Source organism: Aliiroseovarius sp., assembly GCF_030148435.1.
Lineage (GTDB): Bacteria > Pseudomonadota > Alphaproteobacteria > Rhodobacterales > Rhodobacteraceae > JASBTN01.
The window spans coordinates 42,995-59,437 of sequence record NZ_JASBTN010000023.1 but is presented as its reverse complement, the minus strand read 5'-3'; the positions used below and the strand labels follow the sequence as shown (position 1 = coordinate 59,437).

At 65.0% G+C, this 16,443-nt stretch carries 17 protein-coding genes; 9 read left to right on the top strand and 8 right to left on the bottom strand.

All coding sequences use genetic code 11. The features are described 5' to 3' along the window. Positions 1 to 249: 249 nt before the first annotated feature. Entirely contained in the window at positions 250 to 945 is a 696-nt protein-coding gene (locus Q1V43_RS04045; RefSeq protein WP_300514179.1) for an IS1595 family transposase, read from the top strand. A gap of 171 nt (positions 946 to 1,116) precedes the next feature. Here Q1V43_RS04045 and argF read toward each other — a convergent pair whose 3' ends face one another. Further along, positions 1,117 to 2,043, bottom strand: coding sequence for an ornithine carbamoyltransferase (gene argF / locus Q1V43_RS04040; protein ID WP_300514177.1), 927 nt, complete (start codon positions 2,041 to 2,043; stop codon positions 1,117 to 1,119). After that, positions 2,040 to 3,218, bottom strand: coding sequence for an aspartate aminotransferase family protein (locus Q1V43_RS04035; RefSeq protein ID WP_300514175.1), 1,179 nt, complete (start codon positions 3,216 to 3,218; stop codon positions 2,040 to 2,042). Before Q1V43_RS04035 ends, argF begins: the two co-directional genes overlap by 4 nt. A 268-nt stretch (positions 3,219 to 3,486) precedes the next feature. Here Q1V43_RS04035 and Q1V43_RS04030 point away from each other — a divergent pair, with 268 nt between their 5' ends. The 4 genes from Q1V43_RS04030 (at position 3,487) to rimO (ending at position 7,387) form a co-directional block, all read left to right on the top strand. Next, the gene (locus Q1V43_RS04030; RefSeq protein ID WP_300514173.1) at positions 3,487 to 4,242 is read left to right on the top strand and encodes an ankyrin repeat domain-containing protein; all 756 of its coding nucleotides are present in this window, start codon (positions 3,487 to 3,489) and stop codon (positions 4,240 to 4,242) included. A gap of 23 nt (positions 4,243 to 4,265) precedes the next feature. After that, the gene (locus Q1V43_RS04025; RefSeq protein WP_300514171.1) at positions 4,266 to 5,162 is read left to right on the top strand and encodes a DMT family transporter; all 897 of its coding nucleotides are present in this window, start codon (positions 4,266 to 4,268) and stop codon (positions 5,160 to 5,162) included. Between the two features lie 125 nt (positions 5,163 to 5,287). Then, positions 5,288 to 5,887, top strand: coding sequence for a GcrA family cell cycle regulator (locus tag Q1V43_RS04020; protein WP_300514191.1), 600 nt, complete (start codon positions 5,288 to 5,290; stop codon positions 5,885 to 5,887). Between the two features lie 114 nt (positions 5,888 to 6,001). Beyond that, on the top strand, positions 6,002 to 7,387 hold the full coding sequence (gene rimO, locus Q1V43_RS04015) for a 30S ribosomal protein S12 methylthiotransferase RimO (protein WP_300514169.1): 1,386 nt from the start codon (positions 6,002 to 6,004) through the stop codon (positions 7,385 to 7,387). Between the two features lie 3 nt (positions 7,388 to 7,390). On the opposite strand, the gene Q1V43_RS04010 is transcribed toward rimO, so the two are convergent. Next, the gene (locus Q1V43_RS04010; RefSeq protein WP_300514166.1) at positions 7,391 to 7,741 is read right to left on the bottom strand and encodes a hypothetical protein; all 351 of its coding nucleotides are present in this window, start codon (positions 7,739 to 7,741) and stop codon (positions 7,391 to 7,393) included. 107 nt (positions 7,742 to 7,848) lie between these two features. After that, positions 7,849 to 11,091 carry a carbamoyl-phosphate synthase large subunit gene (gene carB / locus Q1V43_RS04005; RefSeq protein ID WP_300514163.1) on the bottom strand — a complete coding sequence of 1,081 codons (3,243 nt, stop codon included), beginning with the start codon at positions 11,089 to 11,091 and terminating at the stop codon, positions 7,849 to 7,851. Between the two features lie 179 nt (positions 11,092 to 11,270). Here carB and Q1V43_RS04000 point away from each other — a divergent pair, with 179 nt between their 5' ends. The 3 genes from Q1V43_RS04000 to rpmG all read left to right on the top strand — a co-directional run bounded on the left by Q1V43_RS04000 (position 11,271) and on the right by rpmG (position 13,443). After that, positions 11,271 to 12,392 (top strand): aminodeoxychorismate synthase component I, encoded by a 1,122-nt coding sequence (locus Q1V43_RS04000; RefSeq protein WP_300514160.1) that lies wholly within the window; start codon positions 11,271 to 11,273, stop codon positions 12,390 to 12,392. Beyond that, complete coding sequence (locus Q1V43_RS03995) at positions 12,347 to 13,006, top strand: aminotransferase class IV family protein (protein WP_300514158.1); 660 nt, start codon at positions 12,347 to 12,349, stop codon at positions 13,004 to 13,006. The genes Q1V43_RS04000 and Q1V43_RS03995 overlap by 46 nt, the downstream gene beginning before the upstream one ends. Before the next feature lie 269 nt (positions 13,007 to 13,275). Next, positions 13,276 to 13,443, top strand: coding sequence for a 50S ribosomal protein L33 (gene rpmG / locus Q1V43_RS03990; RefSeq protein ID WP_058261865.1), 168 nt, complete (start codon positions 13,276 to 13,278; stop codon positions 13,441 to 13,443). 65 nt (positions 13,444 to 13,508) lie between these two features. Here the strand turns inward: rpmG and Q1V43_RS03985 are convergent, their stop codons facing one another. The 4 genes from Q1V43_RS03985 to Q1V43_RS03970 all read right to left on the bottom strand — a co-directional run bounded on the left by Q1V43_RS03985 (position 13,509) and on the right by Q1V43_RS03970 (position 15,437). Continuing rightward, positions 13,509 to 14,210, bottom strand: a complete 702-nt coding sequence (locus Q1V43_RS03985; RefSeq protein WP_300514153.1) for an SGNH/GDSL hydrolase family protein — start codon at positions 14,208 to 14,210, stop codon at positions 13,509 to 13,511. A 169-nt stretch (positions 14,211 to 14,379) separates the two neighbouring features. After that, a complete protein-coding gene (locus tag Q1V43_RS03980; RefSeq protein WP_300514151.1) occupies positions 14,380 to 15,096 on the bottom strand; it encodes a Bax inhibitor-1/YccA family protein in 717 nt (238 codons plus the stop codon). Continuing rightward, positions 15,089 to 15,214, bottom strand: coding sequence for a hypothetical protein (locus tag Q1V43_RS03975; RefSeq protein ID WP_300514149.1), 126 nt, complete (start codon positions 15,212 to 15,214; stop codon positions 15,089 to 15,091). Before Q1V43_RS03975 ends, Q1V43_RS03980 begins: the two co-directional genes overlap by 8 nt. Positions 15,215 to 15,224: 10 nt before the next feature. Further along, the gene (locus Q1V43_RS03970) at positions 15,225 to 15,437 is read right to left on the bottom strand and encodes a DUF1127 domain-containing protein (protein ID WP_300514147.1); all 213 of its coding nucleotides are present in this window, start codon (positions 15,435 to 15,437) and stop codon (positions 15,225 to 15,227) included. Between the two features lie 124 nt (positions 15,438 to 15,561). Between Q1V43_RS03970 and Q1V43_RS03965 the strand changes: the two genes are divergently transcribed. Continuing rightward, entirely contained in the window at positions 15,562 to 16,440 is an 879-nt protein-coding gene (locus Q1V43_RS03965) for a LysR family transcriptional regulator (RefSeq protein WP_300514145.1), read from the top strand. Positions 16,441 to 16,443: the final 3 nt, after the last annotated feature.

The window sequence follows — 16,443 nt, the reverse complement described above, 5'->3', positions numbered from 1 at the left end:
ATGCGCGCTCGCGCGCCCTCCTTTGGGGTCGGGGCGGGGGGCTCGCCTTCGGCTCACCCCCTTTCATCTTTCCCCAAATATCCCCGCCGGAGGCTTGAAACCGGAGCAAAGCGACACGCCGGGCACCGGCGTGCCCCCGCTGCCGGAGTGGTCAACCCGATGGGCGGCGATTTTCCTGCCTTCGGCGAGGATATTTTAAGAAGGGTCTATTCCAGCAGAGGTGTTCTGAGAGTATGCTAAGGTGCTCTTATGGCTCAGAAAAACCGATATCTGTTTCGGGGGAAAATTTCCGAGCGGAAGTTTCGCGATCTCTTGCGCCTCTTCGCCCTCGATATCACAGCGGACCGGGCAGCGGTTTTGACCGGGCTCAACCACAAGACAGCCGCCGCACTTTTCACTTTGTTGCGCCAGCGAATGGCCGAACTGGCACAGGCGGACTGTCCCTTTCAGGGGCAGGTCGAGGTCGACGAAAGCTACTTCGGGCCGACGCGTCAACGCGGCCAGACCGGGCGTGGCGCGGCCAGGAAGGTGCCGGTCTTCGGCATCCTTGAGCGCGGTGGGCGCGTGCATTGCCAGATCATGAAAAACTGCTCCAAATCAACGCTGTTGGCGATCATTGAGGGGCGGGTGGAACTTTCGGCCGAGATCACCACGGACGGCTTCCGGTCCTATGACGGCCTGGTCGAGGCCGGCTTCAGGCGCCATCACCGGATTACGAAATACTATGGCAAGGCAGCCCCGGTGTTCGTTCAAGACGGGCGTCACATCAACGGGATCGAGAGCTTCTGGAGCTACGCAAAGCGGCGTCACCAGAAGTTTAATGGATTGCACAGAACCGCTTTCCCGGTGTTCCTGAAGGAGACCGAATTCCGCTTCAACACGCGCAACGAAGACCTCTACAAAGTGCTGCTTAAATCGTGCAGACTGAAACCGCTCAGGCGCTGAGCTGGAATAGACCCTTTAAGAAAGATGAAAGGTATGCCGCGTTAACCTTGGAGCACGGTACAGGCGGGGACGCCGATGACCGTGAAAGGTGAAAGGCTCAGGCCGCCCCGTCCCGTAAGGGGCGGGGTCTTTTGTTGTTCAAAGCACCGGCGGGGCGCTACCCGGTTCGTCCTACACCCCCAGGCACCAGCGCATTACCGCCTTTTGTGCGTGCAGGCGGTTTTCGGCTTCGTCGAAGATCACCGATTGCGGGCCGTCCATGACCGAGTTGGTCACTTCCTCTTCCCGGTGGGCGGGCAGGCAGTGCATGAACAGCGCATCGGGCTTGGCGGTGGCCATCAGCGCATCGTTGACCTGGTAGGGACGCAGCAGGTTGTGGCGCCGTTCACGGGCCGATTGCGCGTCATGCATGGAGACCCAGGTGTCCGTGACCACCAGGTCGGCGCCTTCGACGGCCTTCACCGGGTCACGTTCGATCTCCACCTTCGCTCCCTTTGCACCAGCGTCCTTGATGAACTCGGCCTCGGGATCCAGCTGTTTCGGGCCGGTAAAGGTCACGTCGAAGCCGAATTGCCCGGCGGCTTGGATGAAGGAGGCGCAGACATTGTTGCCGTCACCGGTCCAGACCACCTTCTTGCCGGTGATCGGGCCGCGGTGTTCCTCGTAGGTCTGGATATCGGCCATGATCTGGCAGGGGTGCGAACGGTTGGTCAGCCCGTTGATCACCGGCACGTCGGCATATTCGGCCAGCTCCAGCAGCGCCGCTTCCTCGAAGGTGCGGATCATGATCATGTCGACATAGCGGCTGAGCACCCGGGCGGTGTCGGCGATGCTTTCCCCATGGCCCAGCTGCATCTCGGCCCCGGACAGCACCATGGTCTGCCCGCCCATCTGGCGCACACCCATGTCGAAGCTCACGCGGGTCCGGGTCGAGGGTTTCTCGAAGATCAGCGCGACCATGCGACCGGCCAGCGGCTGGTCGTCATCCTGCGTGCCCTTGGGGCGGCCCGCCCGTGCGTCCTTCATGGCGCGGGCCTGGTCGATCATGGAACGCAGCTCGGCGGGGTCGGTCGTGTTTATGTCCAGAAAGTGGTTCATTGTTTGGCCTCCACGGCTTTGGCGGCTTCGTCGAGCCGCGAAACGGCCTCGGAAATCTCGTCGTCGGTAATGGTGAGCGGCGGCAGCAGGCGCAGGACATTGTCTCCACCGGGCACGGTCAGCACATGGGCGTCATAGCCCGCCGCGACCACGTCCACATTGGCCGCCTTGCACTTGATCCCCAGCATCAGGCCCTGGCCGCGCAGCTCTTCGAACACGCCGGGATGGGCGGCGATCAGCCCTTCGAGCTTCTGCCTGAGCAGGCCCGACTTGCGGTTCACCTCGGCAAGGAAGGCATCGTCCGCGACGATTTCCATCACCTTGTTGCCGACGGCACAGGCCAGCGGGTTGCCGCCATAGGTTGTCCCGTGCGTGCCCGCGACCATGCCCGAGGCCGCGTCCTCTGTGGCCAGCACCGCGCCCAGCGGGAAACCGCCGCCAATGCCCTTGGCGACCATCATGATGTCGGGCGTCGCGCCGGAGTATTCATGGGCAAAGAGGCGCCCTGTGCGGCCCATGCCGCATTGCACCTCGTCATAGATCAGGAGCGTGCCGGTCTCGTCGCAGAGCGCGCGGATGGCGCGCAGGGTGTCGTCGGCAACCGGGATGATGCCGCCTTCGCCCTGCACGGGTTCGAGGATGATCGCGGCGGTCTGGTCGCTGACGGTTTCGGTCAGCGCCTCCATGTCGCCCAGGGCGAGATGCTTGAACCCGGGCAACAGAGGGCCGAAACCCTTGACCAGTTTCTCGCCGCCCGCCGCAGCGATACCCGCAGAGGAGCGGCCATGGAAACTGTCGTGAAAGCCGATGATCTCGACCCGCTCCGGGCTGCCCTTGTCGTGCCAGTACTTGCGCGCCATCTTTACGGCCAATTCGCAGGCCTCGGTGCCCGAGTTGGTGAAGAAAACGGTGTCGGCAAAGGTGGCCTCGACCAGCCTGTCGGCCAGCGCCTGCTGACCCGGAATCTCGTAGAGGTTCGAGGTGTGCCAGAGCTTGCCGGCCTGTTCGGTCAGCGCCTCGACCAGGGCTGGGTGGGCATGGCCCAGGGCGTTCACGGCAATGCCCGCGCCGAGGTCGAGGTATCGCGCGCCGCCACGCGTCAGAAGCCAGCTGCCTTCGCCCTTTTCGAAGGCCAGGTTTGCACGGTTGTAGGTCGGCAGAAGCGACGGGATCATCGGAAACTCCACGTAGAAAGAAGCCTTTGGGTGCCGGATCGGCAGGCTCGTGTCAACATTTTCGGGATGGGTGTGCCGCTTTGGCACAAGGATCAAACGGAACGGACGTCAGGCGCGGATGCGTCGGCGTCGGTCGGCAGCGATATGCAGGCGTTTGAACATGGCGCTTTCATAGGTGGTTTTAACCACAGCGCAAGGATTTTCCCCCGGGGGGCCGCAAATTTGCCGGGTTGTGATGTAGGCTGGTCCACAGAGCAGGAGAAAAACAATGGCAAAGACCAATTCGGAAAGGCTTGAAGGCCTTGTCACCGGCGCCACCCGGGGCGGGGTGCCCCGGATCGAAGTCGGCATGCCCTGGATCGGGGTGGAGAGCGATCCGCTGTGCCTGGCGCTCGACGCCGCCCTCGAGCAGGCCACAGCGACCGGCGACAGCCGTATCCTGGCCCGGGCCCTGGATGACATGGGCGAGGTGAACATCTCGATCGGGCAGTTCGGGCTTACGCCGCTGATCCAGATGCTCCTGTCCGGGGGGCGCAGCCTGCACCGGCTTGAACTGTTCCTGGCCCACGGGGCGCGGGTGAACATGCGGGCCGAGGACGGGTCCGCGCCGCTGCATGCTGTCGTCGATTACCGGGGAACGGTGGATCCGGACCTGGCGTCGATCACCCGTGGCCTGGTCGCGGCCGGGGCCGATATCGAGGCACGGGACATGCAGGGGTGGACGCCTCTGTTGCGCGCCTGTGCCGAAGGCAGCCTGTCCGAGTTGCGCGCGCTGCTGGCCGCGGGCGCCGATCCCGATGCGATTTGCAACGCAGAGCCGCCCCGTGGGGCTTCGGCCAAGCCAGCGCTGGTGCTGGCGGCTGCCGATCCCGAAAAGGTGGCGGCGCTGCTGGACCATGGCGCCCGGCCCGACCGGGCCATGCTGGAGGCAATCCGGCGCGATCTGGAGACAGGCGACGGGTCGGCGCGGGTCCGGGGGCTGCGCGCCAGTGCCGCCCTGCTTGCCGGGGCATTGCCCCACTGATCACTTCCGCTTAGGGGTGGCGCATGGAAACCCGCGCCAACCCCGCTTTACCTCCCGCCCAGGCCCCTGCCGCCTCGGCCGGGTTCATGCTGACCGCCACCGTGCTGATCGCAGGCACGACGCTGATGGCGAAGCTGTTGGGCGGCAATCTGCTGGGCGATCCGTTGCATCCGCTTCAGATCAGCCACGGGCGGTTCCTGTTCGCCTTTCTGGCCATCGCCAGCGTGGCAGGCGCGATGCGGCTCAAAATCGAGGCACCGGATCTGCGCAGCCACGTTGCACGTTCGATTGCAGGGTGGAGCGGCGTCACCCTGATGTTCGCTGCCGTCACGTTCATCCCGATGGCGGATGCCACGGCAATCTCTTTCCTGAACCCGGTCTTTGCCATGGTTCTGGCGATCCCGCTGCTGGGCGAACGGGTCGGCCCCTGGCGCTGGGGTGCGGCGGGGCTCGCGGGGATCGGCGCCGTGGTGCTGATCCGCCCCGGTGCAGGCAGTTTCCAGCCCGCGGCCCTGCTGGCGCTCGCCTCGGCCGTGGTGCTGGGGGTCGAGATCATCCTGATCAAGCGCCTGTCAGGCCGTGAGAAGCCGCTGCAGATCCTGCTGATCAACAACGCCATCGGGCTGACGGTGGCCACGCTGGCGGTGGCATTCGTGTTCCAGTGGCCCAGCCCGGCGCAATGGGTGGCGCTGGCAGCCCTGGGCCTGATGATGGCGGGTGCGCAGAGCTGTTTCATCCAGTCGATGAAACGGGCGGATGCCTCCTTTGCGGTGCCGTTCAGCTATGCCACTCTGGTCTTTGCGGGGCTCTACGATTTCGCGGTCTTCGGCGTTCTGCCGGTGCCCGCCAGCCTGGCTGGCGCGGCGATCATCGTCTCGGCCGCCCTGGTGCTGGTCTGGCGTGAAACCCGCAATGCCTGAGGTGCAGAGCTTTGAGGTTGTATCCGCCGCCGGGATGATTAGGATAGGCGCCTGTTGAATGACCGGGCCGCGTTGGCCCCTGTTGAATGACCGGGCCATATGGGCCGGATGCCGAGGAAAGCCATATGTCCTGGACCGATGAGCGCGTCGAAATTCTGAAAAAGATGTGGGGCGAGGGCCAATCGGCCTCCGTCATCGCCAAGGAGCTGGGCGGTGTGACCCGCAACGCGGTGATCGGCAAGGTGCACCGCCTGGGTCTGTCGAACCGCTCCGGCGGGGGGGCGTCGAAAGCACCGGCCAAGGAAAAGTCCGCCGCAAGTGCAAAGGCCGCGCCCAAGCCCAAAGCCGCGCCGAAGAAACCCGCCCCCGCCAAGAAGGCGCCGGAGCCTGCGCCCGCCACCGAAGCCGCGTCGGAACCCGCCGCCAAACCGGTCACGCCCATTCGCAAGCCGATCATCCCCGCCGGCCAGCCGCTGCCGCCGCAGCCCTCGGCGAACGAGATCAGCCCCGAGGCGCTGGCCAAGGTGAACGAGGTGGAAAAGGACGCCAAGAAGCTGACCCTGATGCAGCTGACCGAACGCACCTGCAAGTGGCCGATCGGCGACCCGGCGACCGAAGATTTCTGGTTCTGCGGCCTGCCCGTGCAACAGGGCAAACCCTATTGCGATGCCCATGTCGGCGTTGCCTTCCAGCCGATGTCGAGCCGCCGCGACCGCAAACGGTAAGCATTCCGGCGACGCCGATTGGAAAAACCCGCCCGACGAGGCGGGTTTTTCTTTGGCACGGTCCGCAAACTCCGCGCTTTCCCGTCAGGCCCGAACCCTCTATACCCCCCGGCCATGAGTACGAACCCGCCGAACCTCCGCCCCGACCTGGCTCCGAAAGCCCGGATCAGTGACACCGCCCGTCCCGGTCAACCCAAGATCGGCATGGTCTCGCTGGGCTGCCCCAAGGCGCTGGTGGACAGTGAGCGTATCCTGACCCGGCTGCGCGCCGAGGGCTACGCGATCAGCCCGGACTATTCCGGCGCGGATGCGGTGGTGGTGAACACCTGCGGCTTCCTGGACAGCGCCAAGGCGGAAAGCCTGGAAGCGATCGGCGAGGCCCTGGTGGAAAACGGGCGCGTCATCGTCACCGGCTGTCTGGGCGCTGAAGAGGACTACATTCGCGGCACCCACCCCAGTGTGCTGGCAGTCACGGGCCCGCACCAGTACGAACAGGTGCTGGACGCGATCCACGACGCGGTGCCGCCGGACCCGCACCCGTTCGTTGACCTCCTGCCTGCGACCGGTGTCAAACTGACCCCGCGCCATTACAGCTACCTGAAGATCTCGGAAGGCTGCAATCACGCCTGCAAGTTCTGCATCATCCCGGACATGCGGGGCAAGCTGGCCTCGCGCCCGGCCCATGCGGTGATCCGCGAGGCGGAAAAGCTGGTGGAGGCCGGGGTGCAGGAGCTGCTGGTGATCTCGCAGGATACGTCCGCGTATGGCGTCGACATCAAACACGCCGAGGCCCGCGGTCATCGCGCCCATATCACCGATCTTGCGCGTGATCTGGGCGCGCTTGGGGCAGGAAAAGATCTGTGGGTGCGGCTGCACTATGTCTATCCCTACCCCCATGTGCGCCAGCTGATCCCGCTGATGGCTGAAGGGCTGGTCCTGCCCTATCTGGACATCCCGTTCCAACACGCCGATCCGGGGGTGCTGAAACGCATGGCCCGCCCGGCGGCGGCGGCGAAAACCCTGGATGAGATCACAGCCTGGCGGCGCGACTGCCCCGATATCACCCTGCGCTCGACCTTCATCGTCGGCTACCCGGGCGAGACCGAGGCGGAGTTCCAGACCCTGCTGGACTGGATGGACGAGGCGCAGCTGGATCGCGTCGGCTGCTTCCAATACGAAAACGTCGACGGGGCCCGGTCCAACGACCTGCCCGACCACCTGCCCGCCGAGGTCAAACAGGACCGCTGGAACCGTTTCATGGAGAAGGCCCAGGCGATCTCCGAGGCGAAACTGGCGGCGAAGGTCGGCCAGGTGATGGACGTGATCGTGGACGACATCGACGCGGACGGCATCGCCACCTGCCGCACCAAGGCGGATGCGCCGGAGATCGACGGCAACCTGTTCATCGACGAGGACACCGAGGGGCTGTCGGTGGGTGAGATCGTTCGCGTTGAAGTTGATGAGGCAGGGGAGTATGACCTGTGGGGGGCTCTGCGCTGAATTTCAGCGCCGCACCAGTCGTTCCAGCGCCTCGCCGCCGTTCCAGGTGCCGTGGAGCTCGCCTCCGGGCATGGTGACATAGACAACCGGCGTAGCGGCGCCCCAGTGCACGGTGACGACTCGGTCCACACGTTGGCCGGAGCCCTCGTATCTCTGAGCACCCACCTGCCAGGACATGGAGACCTTGCCGTTGCTGCCCTCGTTGATCACCACGCTCCCGGTGTACTTCGAGCCGTCAGGGTTCATGCCGAAGGCCGTGTAATTGCCCGCGATGCTCTGGGCGACGGCAGGCAGGGCGACGAGGGTCAGGGCGACGAGGGTCGGAGTGAGGGTCAGGAATACGCGGCGCAGCATGGGGGCCTCCTTGGTTGGACTGCCTTCAGGCTAACGTGTCCGACCCAGTCGGCAAAGAAAAACGCCCGACCTGACGGCCGGGCGCTTTTTGTCACCTGTCAGGCGGGTCAGGCCAGCTCCGCCTTTTTCTGCAGCGAGCGCACGCCGACGCGGCCGGTTTCGCGGCTCTTCATCGCAAACGCGGCGGCGTGGGCGGCGGCCAGCGTGGTGAAGTAGGGGATCCTGTCCATCAGCGCGACATTGCGCATCGAGCGGCTGTCGTTCACCGCCTGGGCGCCCTCGGTCGTGTTCATGACCAGCGCCACCTCGCCGTCCTTCATCACGTCGACGATGGTACGCCCGCCTTCATAGGCCTTGTTCACCACCTCGGAGGCAATGCCATTGTCCGACAGGAAGGCGGCGGTGCCACGGGTGGCGAGGATGGTGAAGCCCAGCTCGGTCAGGGCACGGCCGGTTTCGACCAGCTTGACGGTCTTGTCGTCCTCCTTGATCGACAGGAACACCTTGCCTTCGGTCGGCAGGATCGAACCGGCGCCCATCTGCGCCTTGAGGAAGGCGCGGTGGAAATCTGAGTCAGAGCCCATGACCTCGCCGGTCGAGCGCATCTCCGGGCCAAGCAGCGTGTCGACGCCCGGGAAACGGGCGAAGGGCAGCACGGCTTCCTTGACCGCGAACCCGTCGATCTGCGGGTCCACGAGGTCGAAGTTCGACAGAGGCTCGCCGGCCATGACACGGGCGGCAATCGAGGCGATCGGGCTGTTCACGGCCTTGGCCACGAAGGGCACGGTGCGCGAGGCACGCGGGTTTACTTCGATCAGGTAGATCTCACCGTCCTTCACGGCGAACTGCACATTCATCAACCCGACCACGTTCAGCGCGATGGCCAGGGCGTGGGTCTGGCCCTTGATCCGCTCGACGATCTCTTCGGAAAGCGAATAGGGCGGCAGCGAACAGGCGCTGTCGCCGGAGTGCACGCCCGCTTCTTCGATATGTTGCATGATGCCGGCGATATGCACGTTGCTGCCGTCGCAAAGCGCATCCACGTCCAGTTCCACCGCGCCCGACAGGTAGCTGTCCAGCAGCACCGGACTGTCGCCGGACACCACAACGGCCTCGGCGATGTAGCGTTCCAGCTGGGCCATGTCGCGCACGATTTCCATCGCGCGGCCACCCAGCACGTAGGACGGGCGGATCACCAGCGGGAAGCCGATTTCCCCGGCAATCTCAAGTGCCTGGGCGTCGGTCGAGGCGATGCCGTTCTTCGGCTGCTTCAGCTCCAGCTGGTTCACCAGAGCCTGGAAACGCTCGCGGTCCTCGGCCAGGTCGATGGCGTCCGGGGTGGTGCCCAGGATCGGGATGCCCTCGGCCTCCAGCGCGTTGGCCAGCTTCAGCGGGGTCTGGCCGCCGAATTGCACGATGACGCCGTGCAGCGTGCCGTTTTCCTGTTCCACGCGCAGGATTTCCATCACGTGTTCAAAGGTCAGCGGCTCGAAATACAGGCGATCCGAGGTGTCATAGTCGGTCGACACGGTTTCCGGGTTGCAGTTGACCATGATGGTCTCGTACCCGGCGTCGGTCAGCGCGAAACAGGCGTGGCAGCAGCAGTAGTCGAACTCGATCCCCTGGCCGATCCGGTTCGGGCCGCCGCCGAGGATGACGACCTTCTTGCGGTCCGAAGGGCGGGCCTCGCATTCGACTTCGCCCATCATCGGGGCTTCGTAGGTCGAATACATGTAGGGCGTCTGCGCCTCGAATTCGGCGGCGCAGGTGTCGATGCGCTTGAACACCGCGTTCACGCCAGCGGCGCGGCGGGCCTTGCGGACCTCGGTTTCCGTCTGGCCGGTCAGCTTGGCGAGGCGGGCGTCGGTAAAGCCCAGCATCTTCAGCGCGCGCAGGCCCTTTTCGTCGCTGGGCAGGCCGTTCGCCTTCACCACTTCCTCGGCCTCCACGATTTCGCGGATGCGGTCCAGGAACCAGGGGTCGAACTTGGTGATCGCGAAGATCTCGTCATTGGTCAGCCCGTGGCGCATCGCCTGGGCGATGGTGCGCATGCGGTCGGGCGTCTGTTTCGAGATCGCGTTCATCACGGCGGCTTTTTCCGGCGCACCTTCGATTTCCACCTCGTCAAAGCCGGTCAGGCCCGATTCCATCGAGGCCAGTGCCTTTTGCAGCGACTCGTGGATGGTGCGGCCGATCGACATCGCCTCGCCCACGGATTTCATCGCGGTGGTGAGGTGGGGCTCGGAGCCGGGGAATTTCTCGAACGCGAATTTCGGGATCTTGGTGACGACATAGTCGATGGTGGGTTCGAAGGACGCGGGCGTCACCTTGGTGATGTCATTGTCCAGTTCGTCGAGCGTGTAGCCCACGGCGAGTTTCGCGGCGATCTTGGCAATCGGGAAACCGGTGGCCTTGGACGCCAGCGCCGAGGAGCGGCTGACGCGCGGGTTCATCTCGATCACGACCATGCGGCCGTCGTCCGGGTTCACCGCCCATTGCACGTTCGAACCGCCGGTTTCCACGCCGATCTCGCGCAGCACGTTGATCGAATGGGTGCGCATCAGCTGGTATTCCTTGTCGGTCAGCGTCAGCGCGGGGGCGACAGTGATCGAATCACCGGTGTGCACCCCCATCGGGTCCACGTTTTCGATCGAACAGACGATGATGGCATTGTCGGCGGTGTCGCGCACGACCTCCATCTCGTATTCTTTCCAGCCCAGCAGGCTTTCGTCGATCAGGATCTGATTGACCGGCGACGCATCCAGCCCGGTGCGGCAGAAATGTTCATATTCTTCACGGTTGTAGGCCACGCCGCCGCCGGTGCCGCCCAGGGTAAAGGCGGGGCGGATAATGGCGGGCAGGCCAACCTCGTCCAGCGCGGCCAGGCATTCATCCATGTTGTTGGCGATGGTGGCCTTGGGGTTTTCGATGCCCAGACGGTCCATCGCCTCGCGGAACAGCTTGCGGTCCTCGGCCATCTCGATCGCGTCGCGCTTGGCGCCGATCAGCTCGACCCCGTGTTCCTTGAGCACACCCAGATCGTCCAGTTCCAGCGCGGTGTTCAACCCGGTCTGTCCGCCCATGGTCGGCAGCAGCGCGTCGGGCTTTTCGATCTCGATGATCTTGGCGACCATCTCGGCGGTGATCGGTTCGATATAGGTGGCGTCGGCCAGGCCCGGGTCGGTCATGATCGTCGCCGGGTTGGAGTTCACCAGGATGACGCGGTAGCCTTCTTCGCGCAGGGCCTTGCAGGCCTGGGCGCCGGAATAGTCGAACTCGCAGGCCTGCCCAATGATGATGGGCCCCGCGCCGATGATCATGATCGAGTTGATATCGGTTCTTTTCGGCATGGCTCTCGTCCCCCAGGTTGCGAGTCACGGGCGCGGCGGCGCCCAAATTGTCCTGCGTTATAGGCACCGGGCAGAAAGGTGCAAGAGGGATCGCAAAGGCGGTGCGAAATGCCGTATTTTCCCTGTTGGCCCGGCGCCGGGGGGACTATAGGAGATTCCTCAGACAAACGGGGTGAAAAGTGCGCCTTCATTTCGATCAGGGCCCCCTGGGGGGCGGAACATGGTTCGAGCGGCCCGATAGGGTCGTGCGGGCGATGCGGCCTGAGGAGGTGCCGGGCGCGCTGGCCGCTTTGGATCAGGCACGGGCCGAGGGGTTCTGGGTCGCGGGCTACGCGAGTTATGAACTTGGCTATGCGCTGGAGCCGAAGCTGGCCCATCGGATGCCGGAGGCACGGCGTCTGCCGCTGCTGCAATTCGGCCTGTTTCGCGCGCCGTGCCGGGGCGAGGTTGCGCCGGGTCCGGCCCGGCTGGGCCCGCCCGAGCCACATATGGACGAGGCCGCCTACGGGCGCGCCTTCGACGTGGTGAGGGAATACCTCGGCGCCGGCGACATCTATCAGGCGAACCTGACCTTCGGGATGGACCTTGACGCGCAGGGGGCGGCGCAAGCCCTCCACGCGGCGCTGGCGCAGGGGCAACCGGTCGGCCATGGCGCTTTGATTTTGCAGGAGGGCCTGCCGGATATCGTCAGCCGCTCGCCGGAACTGTTTTTCCGCACCACGCCCGACGGGATGATCGAAACGCGGCCAATGAAGGGCACGCAGCCGCGCTCGGACGACCCCGCCCAAGATGCGGCGCGGCGTGCCTTCCTGACCTCCGATGAAAAGAACCTGGCCGAGAACCTGATGATCGTCGACCTCTTGCGCAATGACATCAGCCGGGTCGCCAGGCCCGGGTCGGTGCATGTGCCGGAGCTGTTCGCGGTGGAAAGCTACGCGACCGTGCACCAGATGACCTCGCTGGTGCGCGCGCAGCTGCGCGAGGGGGCCGGGCTGGCCGCGATTTTCGCCGCGCTCTTCCCCTGCGGCTCGATCACCGGCGCGCCGAAGATCCGCGCGATGGAGATCCTGAACGATCTGGAGCCCGCCCCGCGCGAGATCTATTGCGGCACCATCGGCTGGGCCGCGCCGGACGGGGCGTCGAGCTTCAACGTGGCCATTCGCACGCTGATGGTTGAAGATGGCCGCGCGGTGATGAACGTGGGCGGCGGGGTCGTGTGGGACAGCACCGCCGCGTCGGAATACGAGGAAGCCTTGTGGAAAGCACGCTTTACCCGCCGGATGAGCCCGGCTTCGCCCTGATCGAGACTTTCGGCTTTCACCCCGGTGAAGGCTTTCGTCGCCTCGACCGGCACCTGGCGCGCATGGCCCGTTCTTCGCGCGCCTTCGGCATCGCATTCGACGACGCGGCGGCCCGTGGCGCGTTGGAGAGTGTCTCTGGCATGGCGCAACGATGCCGGTTGACGCTGGATCGCGACGGGCGGTTCGGGCTGTCCACCGCCCCCCTGGGGCCGCCGCCGCGGGGCTGGGTGCTGGGGATCGCCGAGGCCCGGCTGGACCCGGACGATGGCTTCCTTCGCCACAAGACCACGCGGCGGGCCCTGTATGACCAGGCGCGGGCGGAGCTGCCCGAGGGGGTGGACGAGCTGGTCTTTCTGAACACACGCGGAGAGATTTGCGAGGGCACGATCACCACGTTCTTCGGCGAGCTGGACGGGGAGTGGCTGACCCCGCCTCTGGCGTCCGGGCTGCTTCCGGGGGTGCTGCGCGAGGAGCTGCTGGAGGAAACCCGCCTGCGCGAGGCGGTTCTGACGCCGGACATGCGGTTCACGCGGGTCGCTGTCGGGAATTCGTTGCGTGGCTGGATCGGGGCGCGGATCCGGTCTGGCGGGGACGACCCAACCCCCGGTCTCTGAGTGAGGCAAGCCTGATCTGATCAGACCCCGCCCCCTTTTCGACCGCGGCACCGATTCCCGCCCAACTCGCGTCTTTCTCCAATCCTCACAGCGCTTTCGCGTTGACGTTCCGTGGAAAACCGCCTTTTGTGCCGGAACCGCAGGCCGCACCGCGCGTTGCGGCGCGCTTTTGCGTACGATTGCTGTTGACTCACCGCGACAGACCGCTAAAAGGCGGGCTTCAAGGATTTACCCGGGCGGGGTGCGCCCGCCCGACGAGGAGCTGAACCATGGCGAAACCGACCACCATCAAGATCCGCCTGAACTCGACCGCGGACACCGGCCACTTCTACGTGACCAAGAAAAACGCCCGCACCATGACCGAAAAAATGGTCGTGCGCAAATACGACCCGGTCGTGCGCAAGCACGTCGAGTACAAGGAAGGCAAGATCAAGTAATTGATCTTCACCTTTTCAGGAAACAGGCCGTGCCCCGAAGGCGCGGCCTTTTCTTTTGCGCCTGTCTATCCGGCCCGGATCCGCTCCGCCGCCAACCCGGCCCAGATCGCATAGGCGGCGGCGCTGGGGTGAAACCCGTCCGTGGCCATCAGATGCGGCTCCAGCGGCAGGGCGAAGCGCATGTATTCCACCCCGTCCGCTTCGGCATCCAGTGCCAAAGCCTCATCGAACCGGGCCGCCTGCAAGCCGAGCACGTCGCTCAGGGGCGGGGGCAGCAAGGCGAAGTCGCGCATCGGCGGGAGGCCCGCCGCGATGATGCGGCGGGCGCTGAATTCCGACCGCAGCCGGTGATGCAATTCCCGCCGCCGGGCGCGCAGGCGCGAGAGCGGCAGCTGGCTGGTCACGTCATTCACCCCCAGCACCAGAATCACGATGTCATATGCGGCGCGCGGCAGCCCGTCGAGCCGCGCCAGCGTGGAGCCCGTGGTCGCCCCGGTCACGGCCTCCAGCCGCCAGCTCACCCGGTGGCTCCGCGAAAGCTCTGCCACCAGCCGCCCGCTCAGGGCCTCTTTCTGATGCGCGGCCCCCACACCGGCTGCCGAGCTGTCCCCAAGGATCATCAGCCGCAGCTCCGGGCCGGCTCCGGCCACGCCCGCCCGCGCCCCGGGCGGTTCCGGCAAAAGCTGTGCCTGCCGGCGCACCCGCAGCGCCTGGGCGATCAGCACCGGGAACAGGGTGGTTTTCAGGGCAATCTCGGCAGCAAGCATCGGGGCTCCTTTGCCGGATATCTAGGCGTCTGCGCGAAGCCGCGAAAGGGTCTCGGCAGTTTGACGTTGCGCCACCCCGGGGCCTGCCCGTGGTGACACGAGGCCCGCAAATGAAAAGGGCCGGTCGCAAGGACCGGCCCGGTTCGGGGTCAACTGGCTGAACGCCTGATCATTCCTGGTTGCCGAGGAAGCTCAGCAGGAACATGAAGAGGTTCACGAAATCCAGGTACAGGTTCAGCGCGCCCATGATCGCCGACTTGGCCAGCCATTCGCTGTCCATCGCGTGGGCATGGGCGATGTAATCGGTCTTGATGCGCTGGGTGTCATAGGCGGTCAGACCGGCAAAGATCAGAACACCGATCACCGAGATCGCAAAGGCCAGGGCGCCGCTGGCCAGGAAGATGTTGACGATCGACGCAACGATCAGCCCGATCAGGCCCATGATCAGGAAGGAGCCGAAGCCCGACAGGTTCTTCTTGGTGGTGTAGCCATAAAGGCTCAGACCGGCGAAGGAGACCGAAGTGACCAGGAAGGTCTGGGTGATCGAGAAGCCGGTATAGACGGCGAAGATGAAGCTGATCGACAGGCCCATCAGCGCCGCATAGAAGTAGAAGAACAGCTGCGCACCGGCCGCCGACAGGCGGTTGATCATCGCGCCGAAGGCGAAGACCATGATCAGCGGCGAGAACATCACCACCCATTTCAGCGGCGTGCCGTAGATCACCGCCAGCATCGCGTCATTGGTCCCGACGGCCCAGGCGACCAGCGCCGTGACCAGCAGGCCCACCGACATGGTGCCGTACACCTTGTTCATATGGGCGCGGAGCCCCTCGTCGATCGCGGCACGCGAGCCTACGCCAGCGCGGATCGTCTCATATTCAGCCATCAAAGCCTCCAGACATGCTAAATTCGCCGGCGGTTCCGAAACGAAACCGCCCTCGCGGTACAATATCGGCAAGGGCGGCGGGTTTTTCAAGTTCCAACAGCGTGAACAGAGCGTTCATCTGTGTGAGGTCAGTTCTGCCAGTGGCAGGGCACGTCCCAGATCGGGCGGCCTGTCTCGGCCCGGGCCTGGCTTTTGGTCAGGCCGATGTCGCGCAGGGCCTCGGCTTCCAGGCGGGCCAGTGCACGGCGCTCGCGGCGGGTTTCCAGGGCGCAGGTCAGCCAGGCAAAGGGCGACAGGGAAAATTTGCGCGGGATCATATTGGTGCTGGTCGTTGCGGTCATCTCGTTTCTCCTTGTCCGTTCGCGATTGATCGAGTCGTTTGCATCAATTTCCTTGATCCTTATGCCGAAATGGGTTCAATTAGGAAAATGAATGTTTTTGAGATGAAACATCAGGAGGCGTGATATGCCGCGAAATCTGGACATGACGGCCCTGCGCAGTTTCGCCACCGTGGCCGAGGCGGGCGGCGTGACTCGCGCGGCGGGGCTGTTGCACCTGACCCAGTCCGCCGTATCGATGCAGCTGAAACGGTTGGAGGAAAGCCTGGGGCGCGAGCTGCTGGATCGCTCCGGGCGCGGGGTCAGCCTGACCGCGGATGGCGAACAGCTGCTCGGGTACGCGAAACGCATGCTTCGCCTGAATGACGAGGTGTTCTCCCGCCTGACCGACCATGTCTACGAAGGCGAGATCGTGCTGGGCGTACCCCATGACATCGTTTATCCCGCCATCCCCCAGGTGCTGAAACGGTTCCACGCCGAGTATCCGCGCATGAAGGTGAACCTGATCTCCTCCATGACCAACCACCTGAAGGAGATGTTCGCGAAGGGCGAATGCGACATGATCCTCACCACCGAGGACGTGCTGGATGCCGGTGGCGAAACGCTCTGCGTGCTGCCGCTGGTCTGGGTCGGTGCGCCGGGTGGGCAGGCCTGGAAAACCCGCCCGCTGCGGCTGGCCTCGGAAAGCAACTGCGTCTTTCGCAAGACCGTGCAGGTGGCGCTGGACCAGGCCGGCATTCCCTGGGAAGTCGCCGTCGAGGGCAATTCCTACCGCACGATCGAAGCCTCGATCAGCGCGGACCTCGCGGTGTTCGCGATCATCGACGGCACCGTGCCGGACCATCTGGAAGTGGTCCCCCATGGCGGGGTGCTGCCCGAGCTGGTCTCGCAGCAGGTGAACCTCTATGTGGCGGATCCGCAGAACAGCGACGCGATGAACGACCTGGCCAGGATGGTGCGCGCGGGGTTCCGTGCCATGCCCCAGTCCGCGCTGCACGCGGCCTGAGCA

Coding starts and splice junctions, on each gene's coding strand:
- Q1V43_RS03975 (WP_300514149.1), bottom strand. CDS start 15,214: ATGAACGCTCTGTTCACGCTGTTGGAACTTGAAAAACCCGCCGCCCTT.
- carB (WP_300514163.1), bottom strand. CDS start 11,091: ATGCCGAAAAGAACCGATATCAACTCGATCATGATCATCGGCGCGGGG.
- Q1V43_RS04035 (WP_300514175.1), bottom strand. CDS start 3,218: ATGATCCCGTCGCTTCTGCCGACCTACAACCGTGCAAACCTGGCCTTC.
- Q1V43_RS03985 (WP_300514153.1), bottom strand. CDS start 14,210: ATGCTTGCTGCCGAGATTGCCCTGAAAACCACCCTGTTCCCGGTGCTG.
- Q1V43_RS03970 (WP_300514147.1), bottom strand. CDS start 15,437: ATGACCGCAACGACCAGCACCAATATGATCCCGCGCAAATTTTCCCTG.
- Q1V43_RS04020 (WP_300514191.1), top strand. CDS start 5,288: ATGTCCTGGACCGATGAGCGCGTCGAAATTCTGAAAAAGATGTGGGGC.
- rimO (WP_300514169.1), top strand. CDS start 6,002: ATGAGTACGAACCCGCCGAACCTCCGCCCCGACCTGGCTCCGAAAGCC.
- Q1V43_RS03965 (WP_300514145.1), top strand. CDS start 15,562: ATGCCGCGAAATCTGGACATGACGGCCCTGCGCAGTTTCGCCACCGTG.
- Q1V43_RS04030 (WP_300514173.1), top strand. CDS start 3,487: ATGGCAAAGACCAATTCGGAAAGGCTTGAAGGCCTTGTCACCGGCGCC.
- Q1V43_RS03980 (WP_300514151.1), bottom strand. CDS start 15,096: ATGGCTGAATATGAGACGATCCGCGCTGGCGTAGGCTCGCGTGCCGCG.
- Q1V43_RS04045 (WP_300514179.1), top strand. CDS start 250: ATGGCTCAGAAAAACCGATATCTGTTTCGGGGGAAAATTTCCGAGCGG.
- Q1V43_RS04010 (WP_300514166.1), bottom strand. CDS start 7,741: ATGCTGCGCCGCGTATTCCTGACCCTCACTCCGACCCTCGTCGCCCTG.
- rpmG (WP_058261865.1), top strand. CDS start 13,276: ATGGCGAAACCGACCACCATCAAGATCCGCCTGAACTCGACCGCGGAC.
- argF (WP_300514177.1), bottom strand. CDS start 2,043: ATGAACCACTTTCTGGACATAAACACGACCGACCCCGCCGAGCTGCGT.
- Q1V43_RS04025 (WP_300514171.1), top strand. CDS start 4,266: ATGGAAACCCGCGCCAACCCCGCTTTACCTCCCGCCCAGGCCCCTGCC.